We start from the raw sequence: 17,151 nt of genomic DNA, 5'->3' as shown, positions 1-17,151 counted from the left end.
TGGCGGCTCACTTCGGTTCCCGTCGCGACGTATCGAGACGGGAACGCTCTCTTTCGTAGTAGCGCGCGAGTGGCGGCAGGGCGCTCTTCAACTGGTCGAACACCGCGTCATGAGCTCGAAGCGTGCCGTCATATTTGGCCTGTACGAAGGCCTGGTGGCGTTCGATCGCGTCCTTCCTGGCGCCGACGGCGACGGTGAAGACCGGCGACACGGCGGTGCGGCCCTTGACGGTGATGCGATCGAGTTCGGCGATCGGGAAGGTCTTTTCGACGAGACGCGCGGTCTCCTCGCCGAGGAGCAGGGAGATGCCGTAGTCCTTCGATGCGCCTTCGAGGCGCGAGGCCAGATTGACGGCGTCGCCAAGGGCCGAATAGTCGAACCGCTGGTGCGAGCCCATGTTGCCGACGACGCATTCGCCGGTGTTGATGCCGATGCCGATCCTCAAGGTTTGGGCCGGTCGGCGTTCCCGTTTCGCCTCGCTTTCGAGTTCCCGGTTCACCCGTTCAAGCCGCGCAAGCATGTCGAGCGCCGCCCCGACTGCATGCACGGCATGCTCGGGGTCGTCGAGCGGCGCGTTCCAGAAGGCCATCAGGCAGTCGCCGATATATTTGTCGATGGTACCGCCCTGTTCGAGAACGGCTTCCGAAAGCGGCGTCAGCAGCCGGTTGACCAGTGCCGTCAAACGCTCCGGGTCCTCCTTCATTTCCTCCGCGATGGTGGTAAAGCCCCGGATGTCGCAAAAGAGGATCGACAGCGTTCGCCGCTCACCGCCGAGCCTCAGGTGTGACGGGTCTTTCGCCAGGCGCTCGACAAGGGCAGGGGAGAGGTACTGCTGGAAGGCGCGGGTGATTTCGCGGCGCTTCTTGCGTTCCTCCGCATAGTCGAGCCCGGCCTGGCCGGCAGTCACGGCAAGGAACGCAAGCCCAGGCCCAAGCGGCGACAGAAAGACGTGGCCAAGCCGCATCGCGGCATAGCTGGCGGCGATGATCAGGCCGATGGCGACGGCGCCATAGGCAAGCGTGCGCCAGCCGGTCGTCCGCAGCACCGAAAAGGCCGCAAGCATCGCGGCCAGCGCAATGGCGGCAACCACATACGGTCTTGCAGCGCGCTGAATGAAAAGCTCATGGGCCAGATTGTCGTAGATGGTAGCCTGCATCTCAACGCCGGAAACGAGCTTGTTCGAATGTACGGTATCCGATGTCGTGAAGGCATCGGCCCCGCCATCGGCGATCGATGGCGCATTTTGCAGGCTGAGACCGACGAGCACGACACGGTCCTCGAACATGCCTTCTGGCAGGAAATTGTCGGGATCGAGCGCCTGGTAATAGGAGACGGTGGGATAGGTCCGCGCCGGTCCGAAGACCTGGATCAGCGCGTCCTTTGGCGGTGCGTGCGATTTTGCGCCGGCGATTGCCGCGAGCACGGCGGCAAATCCGTCCGGATAGTCGGGAACGGCGCGCAACGTTCCGTCGCCGCTGAGGCTGACGGAGGCGATCCCGGTCCAGGCGCCCTTTGCGATGAAGCGGGCGAGCGGCTCGGTGCGCACGAACTGGTCGGCCTGCGGCGCCTCCACCAGCGTCTGGTCTCCGGCAAGAACCACGTCCGCGCCGAGCGCCTTTTCCAGCGCCTCGTCGTTGGCGGCATCGGCCGAAGGTTCAGCGAAAATCACGTCGATGCCGATGGCGCGTGCGCCGGCCTTGCGCAGCGCCTCGATGAGGCGCGCATGCAGGGCGCGCGGCCAGGGCCATTGGCGCCCGATTTCGGCCATCGACGGTTCGTCGATCGCGACGATGATCGGGCTGTCCTCGGGCAGCGGCGGGCCGTCGATGGTCGACAGGTAGTCGAAGCTGCGCAACTCGTTCAGCCGCCAGGCATTGGTCAAGGTCGCCAGCGACAGCGCGATGGCGACGAAAACCGCAAGCGCAAGAAGTTTCAACCGCCGTTGCAGGAAGCGGGGGCTGTCCCATTGTCCGGACCGACCGCTCGATGCCTGCACGGCGACGCGCTCCTCCATCAGAACCGCACTTTGATCGTGCCTTTGAACGTTCGTCCCCAACCCGGCAGGCCATTGCCCAGCTCGAAATCTTCATCGAGCAGATTGAAGGCTGCCAGATCCACCTCGATCTGCTTGTCGAACGGTTCCCATTGCAAGGCGGCGTCGAGCGTCCAGAAGTCGTCGAGCGTCTTTAACCCGCCGGGTCGTGAACCGACATAGTTGGCGGCAACGGTCGTCTTGACGTTCGCCGTGCTGACCCAAGTCAGCGCCGCTTGGCCGGTGTTTTCCGGCACGAACAGCAGTTCGCCGGGCTGGCTGCCGGTGTGTTCCTTAACGTCGGCTTCCGTGTGGGCCGCGGTCAGGGAGAGGCCGAAGCCGTGGCCGATGGCAAAGTTCGCCGTTGCCGCAACCCGGTCGAGCCCGACCTTGGCATACGCAAGGCTGGTGGTCGAAAGCGGAATGTCGAGCGCGAGTTGCCGCACCTCCTGGTGCTGGTAGTCGAGCGCGGTGAAGAACCAGCTGTTCCACTCCGCGTCCCAACGCAGTGCCAGCGTATCGGCATAGCCTTCGGCGCCGAAGCGCAGCTGGTTCGGCTGCAGCCCGACGATGCCGATCGGCGCAAGGGTGGCGACGTCGAAGTTGAGGCCATCGCGCATGGCTGCCGCCCGCAGCCAATGCCCTTCGGCCGGCGCCCAGGCGATGCCGATTTTCGGTTCGAGCCTGACATCGCCGTCGTTGACGCCTTCGATATAGCGGGCAAAGAGGGCGCCTTCCGTCTTCAGGTCCGGCGTGATTTCGTAGATCGTGTCGATGTAAGCCTTGGCGACCGTCTGTGTGGCGGACGTCGAACCGGACGCGATGACGGGCGCATTGCTGCTGCCGGTGCTGACGCCCAGCGGGTCAAAAATGTCGAACGCGCTCGATGACTTTACCACGCCGCCTTCGACGCCGTAGCGCCAGGTGAAATCGCCGTCACCGTAAAGGTGATTGATGGCGGCGATATAGGTTCTTTGCTTGTCCTCGCTCCGGCTGGTGGCAAGGTCCGGAAAGCGCGGGTCCGTGAGCCGGATCCGCTCGTTTTCCGTGGTATTCTGATCGGAGAAGAAGAACGCGGCATTGGCGATATTGCGGTATCCGAAGGTATGGCTCCACGCCACGCCCGAGAGTAGCCGCGAGGAATCGTCGTCGCTCAGCCCGTCGAGCTTCAGAGGGGCCGCGCGGGGATCCGGGATATCGAAAATACTGCGTCTATCATCAAGATCGCCGTAGTTGGCATAGGCCACGACCCTGTCATCCGGCGTCGGGGAGGCCGTCACATAGCCATTGCCGCCAAGCAGGCGTGCTTCACGCTCGATCGCCAGGCCATTGCCGATATCGATCGTATCGCGCGGCTTTTCCCAATGCAGATTGCCGTAGACGCTGATCGGGAAGGGCGAGAACGTCAGCCCGCGCAGTTCCGCTTCGCCGATCCCGCCCTCATGGTCGCTGTCGGCGATGATGCCGCCTGCGACCGCGGCCTCGAAGAACGGCCGTTGGACGAGATTGGCCGTGCGCTCGCGGCTTGCCAGCATGTGCGGCTCGATCAGCAGCCCCTGGAAGAAGGCGGAGAAGCTCTGCGGATTGGCGGTGTTGACGACGGGGCTGCCATCGAAATCATAGGTGTTGAACAGCGGATTGACGCTGCCGCGGATCGCCTGGTCGACATAGCTCGATCCCGTGAACGGATCAAAGACCACATCGCCGTAATATTGCCCCCAGGCGTTCAGGCCTTGCAGGCGGAAGGCGTCGTTGAGCGTCGATCCGGCATCCTGGTTGGCGCCGAGCGGAGCACTTTCGCCGCCGCGCGCCCGCGTCCGCCGCATAAGCTCCTGCGCATAGCGGATCGCCGCATCGGAATCGTATTCGTCGATCGCAATCGCGGTCCGCACGGTCGCGACGACGGGGTCGTTCGGGTCGAGCCGGTCGGCATTGTCGAGGGCCTGTGCCGCCGGAAGGCGGTCTCCCTTTTCATAATGCGCCGCCGAGAGCAGCAATTGCGCGTTGGAATAGGCGGGGTTGGCCGTCGAACCGGCCAAGAGGTCGTCGATCGCCTTGTCCAGGTTGCCGTTCTGCAAATGGTACCGACCGCGGGCGACGAGCACGAGGTCGAAGGAAGGATCGATCGCGAGTGCCGTATCGATCTCGCGCTTTGCTTCCGCAAGCCGCATTTCATCGAGGTACTGATAGGCCAGGTTGGCGTGGTAAAGCGGATCGGCCGGATCGAGTTCCACGGCCTTCTGGAATGCTCTCTCGGCGCCGCGATTGTCGCCCCGCTCGCTTTTTGCCAGGCCCACCCAGTTCCACAGCGACGGGTCGCCCGGCGTGATTTCCAAAGCGCGCTCGAGATCCGCCAGCGCGCCTATTCGATCGTTTTCAATGAGCAAGCGGTACTTGGCGCGCGATTCCAGTGCGGTCGGGTCGTCGGGATCGTTCGCAAGCGCCTTTTCGATACCGGCGCGCGTTTCGTCTCGATCGTCGAGCAGCATTGCAAATTGCGCGCGGGCGGCTGGAAGGAACGGATCGTCCGGATATCGCCTTTCCGCCTTCTTGATCGTTTCGATCGCTGCGCGGATATCGGTGCGAAAGCCCGCGGTCCAGGCCGCAGCGAAGGCACCATAGGCACCTGTCGCCTGAGATGGCGGCTGCTCGATCCGGTCCGGGTCGGCGAGAGCGCGTGCGAAATAGCCGCCAAAGGCCGCGACGGAGCGGCGGTCGGCGTCGAGCCCGGGGGCTGCCTTCTCGAACAGCTGTGCCGCATCGCCGTAGCGGTTTTCAGAACCGGCAATCAGCGCTTCGACGAGATAGGCGCGCGCGGCTTGAGATCGATTGAGGCCGAGGCGTCGGGCCTGTTGAAGGGCGGCTGTGGCCTGGGCTCGCCCGTCGAACCGCAGCTGGATTTCGGCGAGTGTCAGCCAGTCTTCGGCCGAGCGCGACGCTTCCGGCCGGGCTTCGATCCGTTCGCGCTCATTGCGCATGTCGCGCACCTTAAGCGGGGTTGACGGCATGAGCGCGAAGGCGTCGCGTAAAGACAGATGGAAGAGCATCTGTTCGCGGTCCTTCGGCGTCACGATCACGATCTTGGTCGGCGCTTTCCCGATGGCGGCAACGGCGCCTTCGCCCTGTTTCACGGTGACGCTGCCAAGTTCGTTGCTGAGTTCGACCACGCCTTCAAGCACGGTCAGCGAGGTCGTGTCGCCGGCGACCGTCAGTGTCCAGTCGGTGCCACGAATGGCAGCCGTTGCCGCCGGCGTGTCGATCGTCAGGCCCTGGCCGCCACGCTCCGCCCGTGCCCAGATCGTGCCTGACTGCAGTTCGAGATTGGTATCGCTGCCTGTGCCCATGCGTTTGACGCGCAACGCCGTGTTGCGGCCGAGCCGGATCTGGGTGTGGTCGGAGAAAAGCACCGCCAGCGCCCCGGTCGCATTAGTGCGCAGGATATCGCCGGACAAAAGGTCCTGTGCGAGATCGACGAAACGCCAGCTCGAAACGTCGACGAAGCGCACTTCCTCACCGGATTTGCGGGCAATCACCGATCCGGCGACGGGCGGTGTTCTTTGAACCGGCTCTGCCATGCTTGCGCCTGGACAGAGGATTGCCACTGTCGCAAGCAGTCCCCGAAGCCGTTGCTGCCCCATCTTCGTTCCTGTCTCCGCCCCACGTAGATTCAGTGAATTTCGATCAGGTTAAAGTCAATTGAAATCGAATATCCTTAATTGCTTTCCAAGCAATGCAGATTGTTCGGGAGGCAAATCTGTAACACCAGGCGGACAGCGACGCTGCCATCGCCTGCCGTTGCTTGGTGGCGGACGGATTCTTCACTGTTGCACGCGAGTGTGTCGTCCCTGAACCTGCCGTCGAACTGCCGTCGGCTTCCCTCGGTGGCTGGCGCGTCTGCTGGGGACGCAGGGCTTGCTCTCCAAGCTCTCGAGCCTGGATGTCTCGGGAAAGGCGCTGACCGCAAACCCCGGTACCGCGCGACGCAATTCGCGCGGGGAAAAAGCAGGTGGCCGCGGGAGATGCCGAGGCCGTTGCGAACGCCTGTTCGAAGTTCTGACAGAAGGTGCGCCCGCGGGGCTCACTTGCGCCGAAGCTGGAGCGTCGCCTACACCGCGGCGCGCACCCGTTCCCAGGCATTCATGAGGTGCCGACCGAGAACTTCGGAAAGCCTTGCCTTGTCGCGGGCTTCGAGCGCGACGATCATCTCCTCATGCTCGGCAACGGCCGCTGCCCATTTTTCGGGCCCCTCGTGGCCGATGAAGCGAATGCGCTTCAGCCGCGTCTGCAAGATCGCATGCATATCCGCCAAGGCGGCGTTTGCCGCCAGTTGGGCGATGGCCGAATGGATCTGCTGATTGAGCTTGTAATACTGCAGCCGGTCACCGGCCTTGTAGCGCGAGACCATTTCGTCGTGGAGCGCGCGCACTTCGGCGATGCCGGCGTCGCTGGCGGCTTCACAGGCGAGCTTGCCGGCAAGCTCTTCCAGCGTCTGCAAGACCGTCAGCATGTCACGCACGTCCTTGGCGCTGAAACGCTTGACGACGGCGCCGCGGCTCGGAACGAGCTCCACCAGTCCTTCGCTCGCCAGATACTTAATGGCTTCGCGCAGCGGCGTGCGCGAAACGCCGAGCTGCTCGCCGAGTTGACCTTCATGCAGACGCGTGCCGGGCGAGAGATCACCCTCGATGATCATGTCGCGCAGATGCGTGACCAGCGTGTCGTGCAGCGCAGTGCGTCGGATCGGGCCGGGGCCGCCCTCGGGGCGTTTCTCCAGAGAGGTAATTTCGTTCATCGTTTCGCTTCTGCATCTGGCGACTGAAGTGTCGGCCGTCTGTTCCCGTTCGCGCCAATTGAATCAGCGCTGTCTCATTAAAGCATGGAGACGGCCCCCGATATCGTCAACAGAAAATGCTGCATACAGAATACAAAAGACTTGATGCAGAATTTTGAATAACGTATGACGGCTCTCGAAAGAATGAAGTGGAGGACATCTCTCATGACGACCAACGGTGTAGCCGCTAACGGCGCGCGTCCTGTCATCGCGCTCGCTATGGGCGATCCGGCCGGCATCAGCCCGGAGCTCACGGCAAAGCTGCTGGCGCTTTCCGATATTCGTGAGGCTGCCCACATCATCACGATCGGCGATCGTCGTATCCTCGATGAAGGCGCCCGCATTGCCGGCGTCACGCTCGACCTTGCATCCTCGACCCTGGAGGACCTCGACGCTGTCGGGACCGAGTGCCACGTGTTCGTCGACCTTGGCCATCTCGATCCGGCCGACGTCGTTCGCGGCGAGGCGACGCTTGCGGGCGGCACCTTTGCGACCCGCAACTTTCGCGTAGCGCTCGAGCTGGCGCATGCCGGCAAGGCGGAAGCAGTCTGCTTCACGCCCTTCAACAAGAAGGCGATGCGCTTTGCCTATCCGGGCTACGACGACGAGATCCGTTTCGTCTCCGACGTTCTCAACTTCACGGGCAAGGTCCGGGAATTCAACGTTCTCGAGAAGGTCTGGAACGCCCGCGTCACCTCGCACATTCCGATCAAGGAAGTGGCCGACAACCTGTCAGTCGAGGCGATCCTTGCCGAGCTCGAGCTGACCCAGAGCTGCCTCAAGGAAGCCGGTTACAGCGAGGCGAAGATTGCTGTTGCCGGGCTCAACCCGCACGCCGGAGACGGCGGCAGCTTCGGCATGGAAGAGATCGACATCATCGAGCCGGCCGTCGAAAAGGCCAAGGCGCGCGGCTTCAACGTCGACGGCCCGTTCCCGGCGGACACAGTCTTCGGCCGCGCCCTGAAGGAAGGCTACAACGCCGTCATGACCATGTACCACGACCAGGGCCAGATCGCGATGAAGCTGATCGGCTTCGACAAGGGCGTGACGATGATGGGCGGCCTGCCGTTCCCGCTCTGCACGCCGGCCCACGGCACGGCCTACGACATCGCCGGCAAGGGTATTGCCGACGTCGGCGCCAGCCGCGAAGCGCTGCTTCTGGCAGTGCGCATGGCGAAGAAAAAGGCGGCTCTCAAGGCTGCTGCCTGATTTCGCACGCTTTCAAGCAATAACGGCGCAGGAGGAGGTCTTGCGCCGCAGAACCACAAAAACGGGAGGACCCGCATGAAGAATACCGTCTCCATCGCATGCATCATGGCAGCCGTTTTCGGCGTTGCTGCTCCGGCCGCCGCTTTCGAGCCCGATCGTCCGGTTGAATTCGTCGTCACCGCCGGCCCCGGCGGCGGCACCGACATCTTCGCCCGCACGATCCAGGCGATCATCGGCAAGTACGAGCTGATGAAGGCTCCGGTCGTCGTCACCAACAAGGGCAGCGCCGGCGGCGCCGAAGGCTTCGTCTACACGGCGACCAACAAGGGCGACGCCTACAAGCTGGCATTCGGCACCAACAACGCCTACCTGCTGCCGGTCCGCGCCAAGGTTCCCTACAAGGCTGAAGACCTGACGCCGGTTGCGGCGCTTGCTTCCGACGAGTTCGTTCTCTGGGTCAACGGCAAGGCCTCCTACAACACCGCTGCCGACTTTGCCGCCAAGGCGAAGGAAGGCGGCCTCAAGATCGGCGGCAGCCAGTCGAAGGACGTCGACCAGATCCTGACCTCGATGATCAACGAGACGACCGGCTCAACGATCAACTACATCCCGTTCAAGAGCGGCGGCGAAGCGGCCGTTCAGCTCGCCGGCGAGCACCTCGATGCCAACGTCAACAACCCGAGCGAAAACCTTGGCCAGTGGCAGGCCGGCATGGTCAAGCCGCTTTGCGTCTTCAAGAGCGTCAAGCTTTCGAACGAAACCAAGGTTGCCGGCGACAAGGCCTGGAGCGACATCCCCACTTGCAAGGATTCGGGCATCGCCATCGACAACTACTCCATGCCGCGCACCGTCTGGCTGCCGGCCGGCGTTGACCAGGATGTGGTCAAGTTCTATGCGGACCTGATGCGCAAGGTTTCGGAAACGCCGGAATGGGCGAAGTACCTGGCCGACACGTCGCAGTCGCCCGCCTACATCGCCGGCGACGACTTCAAGGCCGCCATCGAAATGGATGGCGCTGCTGTCGGCGAAGTGCTGAAGCGCGAAGGTTGGCTCGCCAACTAACAGGCGACGATCGGGACGGGTGCCATCCGGCGCCCGTCATTCGCTTTGAAAGGTCACGATCATGAGCGAGAACGGTGCGAATGGGGTCTCCCGCTTCGCGGTTGAGCTTGGTGTTGCCGCACTGACCGGCGCCTTCGGTGCTGCGGTCTGCTACGGATCTCTCGATATCGGCGCGGGCTGGACGGAATTCGGTCCCGAAGCCGGCTATTTTCCCTTCTATGTCGGGCTTCTGATCCTTCTCGGAAGCGTCGCCAATGCGATCCACGCCTTCGTGAAACATCGCGGGTCCGGTGAGATCTTCATCGACGGTCACCGCGCCAAGGTGGTGGCATCGTTCCTGCTGCCGCTGGTTGTCTTTGCCGGCGTATCCGCCTGGCTCGGCCTTTATGTCGGGACGGCGCTCTATATCGCCGGAACCATGCTCTTCCAGGGGCGCTACAAATGGTGGATCGCGCTGCCGTCGGGCATCGCCGTTTCGCTGTTTTTCTTCATCGTATTCGAGTTCGGTTTCAAGGTTCCCCTGCTCAAGGGACCGATCGAGGCCTGGTTCGGGATCTATTGATCCCGACCGCTCAAGGGCATGTCGCGTAAGCGCGCACAGCGGTCTTGCGCTAACGACAAGCAAAAAAATTAAAGACTTAAAGCGCGGGGAGCGAGCCTCAAGGATCGTGACGTGCTTTAAGCCCCGGGAGGAATGACATGGAAAATATCGGTCTTCTGATCGATGGCTTCGGCCACATCCTCAGCTGGAACCATATCCTGCTGATGATGATCGGCGTCACGCTCGGCATTCTGGTCGGGGTGCTGCCCGGCCTTGGCGCGCCGAACGGCGTTTCGCTGCTCTTGCCACTGACTTTCTCGATGGACCCGATCTCCGCCATCATCCTGCTCTCCTGCATGTACTGGGGGGCGCTCTTCGGCGGATCGACCACATCGATCCTGTTCAACATTCCCGGCGAACCCTCGTCGGTGGCGACCACGTTCGACGGCTATCCGATGGCGAAAGCCGGGCAGGCGAGCCGAGCGCTGACGCTCGCCTTCGTATCCGCCGGCATCGGCGCGCTGGCCGGCGTCGTGATGATCACACTGCTTTCCGGCTGGGTCGCGAACTTCGCACTGCGGTTCTCGTCGCCGGAATACTTCGCGGTCTACTTCCTTGCGTTTGCAAGTTTCATCTCGATGGGCGCGCAATCGCCCTTCAAGACGCTCGTCTCGATGATGCTCGGCTTCGCGCTTGCTTCCGTCGGCATGGACACGATCTCCGGCGACCTGCGCCTGACCTTCGATATCCCGACGCTGATCAAGGGCGTCAGCTTCCTGATCGCGGTCATGGGGCTCTTCGGCATCGGTGAACTGCTGCTGACGACGGAAGAGGGCCTGCGCTTCGAAGGCATTAAGGCGCGCGTCAAGCTCGTCGAGATCGGTCGCACGCTGGTCGAGATCCCGCGCTACTGGTTCACGATCCTGCGCTCGACGATCATCGGCATCTGGATGGGCATCACGCCCGCTGGCCCGACCGCGGCTTCCTTCATGAGCTACGGCGTTGCCCGTCGCTCGGCCCGCGACAAGTCGAAGTTCGGCAAGGGCGACCCGCGCGGCGTCGTCGCACCCGAGACCGCCGACCACTCGGCCGGTACCTCGGCGCTGCTGCCGATGCTGGCGCTCGGCGTTCCCGGCTCGGCAACGGCGGCTGTCATGATGGGCGGCCTGATGATCTGGGGCCTGACCCCCGGCCCGATGCTTTTTACCGAGCGGCCGGACTTCGTCTGGGGCCTGATCGCGTCCATGTATCTCGGCAACGTCGTCGCCGTCTTCCTGGTGATCGCCACCGTGCCGCTCTACGCCTCGATCCTGCGCGTGCCTTTTGCGATCATCGGCCCGATCATCGTCGCCGTCATCTTCTCCGGCGCCTATCAGGTGGCAAACTCGGTCTCCGACATCTTCATGGTCATCGGCTTTGGCGTACTCGGCTACGTCTTCAAGAAGCTCGACTACCCGCTTGCGCCACTGGTTCTGGCCATGGTGCTCGGCGACAAGGCTGAGGACGCCTTCCGCCAGTCGATGCTTCTTTCCGGCGGTACCCTGAACATCTTCTGGTCAAACCCGCTGGTTTCCTCTCTGATGGCGCTTGCTCTTGCCCTTCTGCTGTCGCCGCTTGTCTTCGGGCTGGTCGGCCTGGTCCGCAAGCGCAAGCAAGATGCGGCCACGCCGCATGGCGACGGCAGCGCGGCGGCTTGACGGAGCCGCCGCACCTCAAAACAAGCGCATCGGAAAAGCGCGGCGCGGTCTGCTTATAGGCTGCGTCGCAAAATAAGTGAGGAAAACCATGGCGAACCCATCGCGCAAATGGACCCGTGAAACCTGGCCGATCGCGGCCGCGATGATCCAGTATCCGAACGTGCTAGCAGACGGCAGCTCCGTGCAGGATCAGTCGGTCGAGCAATGGGCCGAGACACTCGCCGATGTCGTCGACGCCGGCTTCACCGAGCTCGACCCGACCGACAGCTGGATCCGGCTGGCCGACCTCCCGGCCGCGCGGCGCGATGACTTCGTCAAGCTGACGCGTGACCTTGGCCTTTCCATGCCGGCGATCTCGACTTCGCGGCGTAGCGTCATTGATCCGGAGCATGGCGACGAATATCTCGCCTACGGACATCGGGTCATCGACACGGCTGCGGCCATCGGCGCCGGCTCCGTTTCCTTCGGCTTCTTCGGGCCTTTGACCGACGCGCAGAAGAAAGCGCTCTGGTTCTGGACCGTCGACGGCGTCAAGAACCCGGAAGACCCCGCGGTCTGGAGACAAGCGGTTCAGCGCATCCGCGAACTTGGTCGCCATGCCGAGGAACTCGGCATCGAGCTGGCGCTCGAGATGTACGAGGACACCTATATCGGCTCGGCCGACAGCGCCGTGCGCTTCGTTACCGATGTCGGCCTGCCGAACGTCGGCATCAATGCCGATCTCGGCAATCTCGTGCGCCTTCACCGCCCGGTCGAGCACTGGCAGCCGATGATGGCCAAGGTTGCACCCTTCGCCAAATACTGGCACGTCAAGAATTACTACCGCACCGAGGATGAGACCTCGGGGCTGGTGGTCACCCATCCGGCGCCGCTGGAATTCGGCGTCATCAACTATCGGGCGGCGATCCGTATGGCCTTGGCGCATGGCTTCGACAGCCCGTTTCTCTGCGAGCATTACGGTGGCGACGGGCTCTCCGTCAGCGCCGCCAACCGGGACTATCTGAGGCGCATTCTGCCTCGCGACTAAGGGAAGAGACGCGATGACCACAATCTTTGACGCACCGGAAGAATTTGCGACGACCGCGCTTGCCGGATTCAGCTCGATCTACGCGCGCAACGTCCGTCTCGTGAAGGGCGGCGTCGTGCGCTCGACCAAAGTGCCGAAGGGCAAGGTCGCCGTCGTCGTCGGCGGCGGCTCCGGCCACTACCCGGCCTTTGCCGGCTATGTTGGCCCGGGCATGGCGGATGCGGCCGTGGCCGGTGACGTCTTCGCCTCACCTTCGACCGCGGCAGTTGCCCGCGTCTGCCGGGTGGCTGACCAGGGCGGCGGCGTGCTGCTTGGCTTCGGCAACTATGCCGGCGACGTCTTGAACTTCGGCGTTGCCGCCGAGCGGCTGCGCGCCGAAGGCATCGACGTGCGGATCGTGCCGGTGACGGACGACGTGGCGAGCGCCTCTGCCGAAACCCCGGCCAAGCGCCGCGGCATCGCCGGCGACCTCGTGGTCTTCAAGGTTGCTGGAGCCGCTGCGGAAGCGGGCCTCAATCTCGACGAAGTTGAGCGCGTCACCCGTCTTGCCAACGACCGCACCGTCTCCTTCGGTGTGGCTTTCGGCGGCTGCACGCTTCCGGGCGCCAAGGGTCCGCTCTTCACCGTTCCAAAGGGCGAGATGGCCCTTGGTCTCGGCATCCACGGCGAGCCGGGTATCCGCGAAGAAAAGATGGTTTCGGCAACTGAGTTCGCGAAGCTGCTCGTCGGCAAACTGCTCGCCGAGCGGCCGGCGGATGTGCGCAAGGTCGCACCGCTTCTGAACGGCCTCGGCTCGACCAAGTATGAAGAACTCTTCGTGCTTTGGGTTGCGATCGAAAAGGAACTGAAGGCGGCTGGCCTGGAGATCGTCGATCCGGAATGCGGCGAATTCGTCACCAGCCTCGACATGCAGGGCTGCTCGCTGACGCTGATGTGGCTGAACGACGAGCTCGAGACCTACTGGCGCGCGGCTTGCGATGCGCCGGCCCTGCGCAAGGGGGCGATCATCGCCACCGAGCCCGCGACGGACACGCTCAAGGATGACGAGGACGCCATTTCCTTCGCAGCGGCTTCCGAGACCTCCCGTCAGAGCGGCGCGTGCATTGCGCGGCTGATCGGCGAAATGGCCGAGGCGCTGAAGCAGGCGGAAGACGAACTCGGTCGCATCGACGCCTTTGCCGGCGACGGCGACCACGGACAGGGCATGCGCCGCGGTTCGGCCGCGGCCAACGATGCCGCGAAGGCGGCGGTTGAAGCGGGTGCAGGCGCCGCCAGCGTTCTGGCGGTGGCGGGCGATGCCTGGGCGGACCGGGCCGGCGGCACGTCGGGCGCGATCTGGGGCCTGCTGTTGCGCGCCTGGAGCAATGCCTTCAACGATGATGCAGCCCCGACCGATGCCGCGATTGTCGACGGTGCCCGCCGTGCACTCGATGGCGTGACCCGCCTCGGCCGCGCCCGTGTCGGCGACAAGACCCTTGTCGATGCATTGGTGCCTTTCGTCGAGACCCTGGAGCGCGCGTTTGCCGCCGGAAAGCCGTTGATCGAGGCATGGCAGGCGGCGGCAAAGGCTGCGACCGAAGCGGCCGAAGCCACTTCGAGCCTGACGCCGAAGCTCGGCCGGGCACGGCCGCTTGCGGAAAAGAGCATCGGTCATCCGGACGCCGGCGCCGTTTCTCTGGCGCTGACGGCACGCGTTGCCGCCGGTGTCCTGGCGCAGGCCGCAAAGGCCTAAGAAACGATATCTCCTCCGATCGGGCGGCGCCGTCGCCCGATCGGAACCTCCCCCCGTGTAACCGCTGCATTGCCCCGCGCCAATCGGCGCCGCCACACGCTGCCGCGCATGAGCGTCGCAGACTGCCCGGGCCCGGCCATTCCGTGGCTTTTTCAACACAATCTGCAGTCATTGTTGGGGAAACCCGACCAATTTTATCGTCTGCTAAAAGCTTGCCACGGAATTGCCCGATCGCGGGCTATGGCTTTGGTTTCCTGCAGCGTGCGCTATGTGCTTGAGTTCGTGTGCCGCCGGTCAAATGACAATCATTTCTGACGTTCCGAGAAGGAGACAAGAATGAAAAAGAGTTTTGCCGTAAAGGTGTCCGCAGCGTCTCTGGTTCTCGCGGGCGCGATCGCCGCAAACGCAGCCGATCTCGCGACAGTTCAACCGCAGCCCGAGCCCGACACAAGCAACGGCGTCAAGATTGGTTACCTCGATTGCAACATCGCTGGCGGTGTCGGCTATGTGCTCGGCTCGGCCAAGGAAGTCGATTGCGTCTTCCGCTCGACCATGGGTGCTGAAGCCTCCGACCACTATTCCGGCGCCATCCGCAAGATGGGCGTCGATGTCGGCTTCACGACGCAGAGCCGCCTGATTTGGGCCGTGTTCGCACCGACCGCCGGCTACCACCGCGGTTCGCTCGGCGGTCTCTACCAGGGGGCAACGGCGGAAGCGACCGTCGGCGCCGGTATCGGTGCCAACATCCTCGTCGGCGGCACCTCCGGTTCGATCCACCTGCAGACGATCAGCGTGACCGGCCAGATCGGCCTGAACCTCGCGGCCACCGGCACGTCGATGACGCTGACGGCCGTCAACTAACGTCGTTTGGGCGGCCCGTTGCCCCTCCCACAACGGGGCGTCAAAAGACCGGGTAAGACGCAAAGGCACCGCACGCTGGAGACGGCGCGCGGTGCCTTTGTTTTTTGGCCTGTTGCCATTGGCCGATTCGCGTTTAAGGAATGCGGCCAGGAATCGTGCGCCGACAGCGCGAACTTCGAGGGGTTGGATTGAACAAAAGCCTTTGCCTGGGCGTCGTTGCCCTTTGCCTTGCGTCTGGGCCGCGGTTCGCCTCTGCCGAATGGCAGCCGGTCGAAAAGGAAGCGCTCTACACAATCACCGGGCAGACGGGTGCCGAGCTCTACGCCTCGATCGGCGAACGAGGTCCGAAAGCCGGAATCGGCAGGGCGATCGCACACACCAACTTCAAGCTGACCTGGACGCGAAAATATGAAGAGCAAGGCGGTGCCTGCGTGCTGGCGGTGGCAAAGCCGAAACTGATCATCACCTACACCCTGCCGAAACCGGCAAGGCCGCTGCCTTCAGGCACGCGCGAAAACTGGGACATCTTCATCGACGGCGTGCGCAAGCACGAACTCGTGCACGGCGATTTCATCAAGGAGATGGTCCGCGCGATCGAGCAGGCGACGCTGGGCCTCACTGTTCCCGACGATCCGAAGTGCCGCAAGATCAGGACCGTCATGACCAAGCGCCTCGGCGCGCTCTCGCAGACGCAGCGCCAGCGCAGCCGCGACTTCGACCAGGTCGAGTTGACCGATGGCGGCAATATTCACCAGTTGATTCTGAAGTTGGTCAACGGGCCGTAACCGGCTCGTTCTCAGCTCGGAAAGGCGCCGAACCTCTGCCCGGCGCCGTATCACTCACGCATAACGCACCAAAAACTCTTCGGCCGTCAGCTCGCGGAAATCGTCGAGCGCGCGGCGCAGGCGCTGGTGGTCCCAGTCCCACCACGAGAGCGCGTCCATCCGCTCGCCGACGCCCTCGTTGAAACGGGCGCGGATGAGCTTGGCGGGCACGCCGCCGACGATGGTGTAGGGCTCGACGTCCTTCGAGACGACTGCGCCGGCGCCGATAACAGCACCGTTGCCGACAGTGACGCCCGGCAGGATGGTGGCGCCGTGGCCGATCCACACATCATGGCCGATCGTCACCCGGTTCGAGCGCCGCCAGGCGAAAAGGTCGTGGTCGAGTTGGGTATCGTCCCAATAGTTCGGCGCGCGATAGGTGAAGTGATGCAGCGTCGCCCGCCAGGTCGGGTGGTTGGTGGCGTTGATGCGCACGGCGGCTGCGATGTTGACGAACTTGCCGATCGTTGCGCACCAGATCGAGCCGTCCTGCATGATGTAGGAGTAGTCGCCGAACTCGACCTCGTCGAGCCTTGAGCGCTCCTGCACTTCGGTGTAGCGGCCGAGCGTCGAATTGTTGACGCTCGCCGTTGGGTGGATAAAGGGCTCGAGCCCGAGCTTCTGGCTCATGCGGCAGCCTTTCGCGGCGAGAAGGCCGAGACGTCGAGAATGCGATCGGCAACGGCGTCGCGCACTTCCTCGTCGTGGAAAATGCCGATCAGCGCGGTGCCCTTGGCCTTCTTCTCGGCAATCAGTTCGACAACGACCGCCCGGTTCTTCGCGTCGAGCGACGCGGTCGGCTCGTCGAGCAGAAGGATCTTGTGGTCGGTGATGAAACCGCGGGCGATGTTGACGCGCTGCTGTTCGCCGCCGGAGAAGGTCGCCGGTGGCAGGCTCCAGAGTTCGCGCGGCAGGTTCAGCTTGTTCAACAGTTCGGCCGCATGGGTGCGGGCCTCTTCGAGCGGCATGCCGCGGGCCTGCAGCGGCTCGGCGACGATGTCGAGGGAGGAGACGCGCGGCACCACCCGCAGGAACTGGCTGACATAGCCGAGCGTCGTGCGCCGGACTTCGAGCACCGTGCGCGGCTCGGCCGTTGCCAGATTGACCAGCTTGCCGTCGTGATCCATCAGGATCTGGCCTTCGTCGACGCCGTAATTGCCGTAGAGCATTTTCAGGATCGAGCTCTTGCCGACGCCGGAGGGGCCGCCGAGAACGACGCATTCGCCAGCCTTCACCGAGAAGGAGACGTTGGCGACGACCGGCCGGCGGATACCGTCACGCAGATGCATGGTGAAGCTTTTTGCGACTTCGGAAACAACAAGGGGCGTGGCCATG

Annotated in this window: 13 protein-coding genes; 8 read left to right on the top strand and 5 right to left on the bottom strand. The window is 63.6% G+C overall.

Going from position 1 to position 17,151, the window contains the following annotated elements:
• Positions 1–7: 7 nt before the first annotated feature.
• The 3 genes from FA04_RS25415 to FA04_RS25405 all read right to left on the bottom strand — a co-directional run bounded on the left by FA04_RS25415 (position 8) and on the right by FA04_RS25405 (position 6,824).
• A complete protein-coding gene (locus tag FA04_RS25415) occupies positions 8–2,014 on the bottom strand; it encodes a CHASE2 domain-containing protein (protein ID WP_082936565.1) in 2,007 nt (668 codons plus the stop codon).
• Positions 2,014–5,670 carry a FecR domain-containing protein gene (locus FA04_RS25410; protein WP_034800073.1) on the bottom strand — a complete coding sequence of 1,219 codons (3,657 nt, stop codon included), beginning with the start codon at positions 5,668–5,670 and terminating at the stop codon, positions 2,014–2,016. Before FA04_RS25410 ends, FA04_RS25415 begins: the two co-directional genes overlap by 1 nt.
• Positions 5,671–6,137: 467 nt before the next feature.
• Entirely contained in the window at positions 6,138–6,824 is a 687-nt protein-coding gene (locus tag FA04_RS25405) for a GntR family transcriptional regulator (protein WP_034800075.1), read from the bottom strand.
• 204 nt (positions 6,825–7,028) lie between these two features.
• Here FA04_RS25405 and FA04_RS25400 point away from each other — a divergent pair, with 204 nt between their 5' ends.
• From FA04_RS25400 to FA04_RS25365, 8 genes are all read left to right on the top strand, one after another.
• On the top strand, positions 7,029–8,072 hold the full coding sequence (locus FA04_RS25400) for a 4-hydroxythreonine-4-phosphate dehydrogenase PdxA (protein ID WP_034800077.1): 1,044 nt from the start codon (positions 7,029–7,031) through the stop codon (positions 8,070–8,072).
• A 75-nt stretch (positions 8,073–8,147) separates the two neighbouring features.
• On the top strand, positions 8,148–9,134 hold the full coding sequence (locus FA04_RS25395; RefSeq protein WP_034800079.1) for a Bug family tripartite tricarboxylate transporter substrate binding protein: 987 nt from the start codon (positions 8,148–8,150) through the stop codon (positions 9,132–9,134).
• A gap of 61 nt (positions 9,135–9,195) precedes the next feature.
• Positions 9,196–9,696, top strand: coding sequence for a tripartite tricarboxylate transporter TctB family protein (locus FA04_RS25390; protein ID WP_034800080.1), 501 nt, complete (start codon positions 9,196–9,198; stop codon positions 9,694–9,696).
• A gap of 137 nt (positions 9,697–9,833) precedes the next feature.
• A complete protein-coding gene (locus FA04_RS25385) occupies positions 9,834–11,372 on the top strand; it encodes a tripartite tricarboxylate transporter permease (protein ID WP_034800081.1) in 1,539 nt (512 codons plus the stop codon).
• An 88-nt stretch (positions 11,373–11,460) separates the two neighbouring features.
• Positions 11,461–12,399, top strand: coding sequence for a sugar phosphate isomerase/epimerase family protein (locus tag FA04_RS25380; RefSeq protein ID WP_034800082.1), 939 nt, complete (start codon positions 11,461–11,463; stop codon positions 12,397–12,399).
• Between the two features lie 13 nt (positions 12,400–12,412).
• Positions 12,413–14,131 carry a dihydroxyacetone kinase family protein gene (locus FA04_RS25375; RefSeq protein WP_034800083.1) on the top strand — a complete coding sequence of 573 codons (1,719 nt, stop codon included), beginning with the start codon at positions 12,413–12,415 and terminating at the stop codon, positions 14,129–14,131.
• 336 nt (positions 14,132–14,467) lie between these two features.
• Positions 14,468–14,992 (top strand): DUF992 domain-containing protein, encoded by a 525-nt coding sequence (locus tag FA04_RS25370; protein ID WP_034800084.1) that lies wholly within the window; start codon positions 14,468–14,470, stop codon positions 14,990–14,992.
• A 140-nt stretch (positions 14,993–15,132) separates the two neighbouring features.
• A complete protein-coding gene (locus FA04_RS25365) occupies positions 15,133–15,777 on the top strand; it encodes a DUF922 domain-containing Zn-dependent protease (protein ID WP_051659533.1) in 645 nt (214 codons plus the stop codon).
• Positions 15,778–15,831: 54 nt separating this feature from the next.
• Here the strand turns inward: FA04_RS25365 and FA04_RS25360 are convergent, their stop codons facing one another.
• Complete coding sequence (locus FA04_RS25360) at positions 15,832–16,446, bottom strand: DapH/DapD/GlmU-related protein (protein WP_034800086.1); 615 nt, start codon at positions 16,444–16,446, stop codon at positions 15,832–15,834.
• On the bottom strand, positions 16,443–17,150 hold the full coding sequence (gene phnL, locus FA04_RS25355) for a phosphonate C-P lyase system protein PhnL (protein WP_034800087.1): 708 nt from the start codon (positions 17,148–17,150) through the stop codon (positions 16,443–16,445). The genes FA04_RS25360 and phnL overlap by 4 nt, the downstream gene beginning before the upstream one ends.
• Position 17,151 lies beyond the last annotated feature (1 nt).

This window comes from Ensifer adhaerens, from assembly GCF_000697965.2.
Lineage (GTDB): Bacteria > Pseudomonadota > Alphaproteobacteria > Rhizobiales > Rhizobiaceae > Ensifer > Ensifer adhaerens.
The sequence above is the reverse complement of the archived record's forward strand: the minus strand, read 5'-3'. Positions and strand labels throughout refer to the sequence as shown.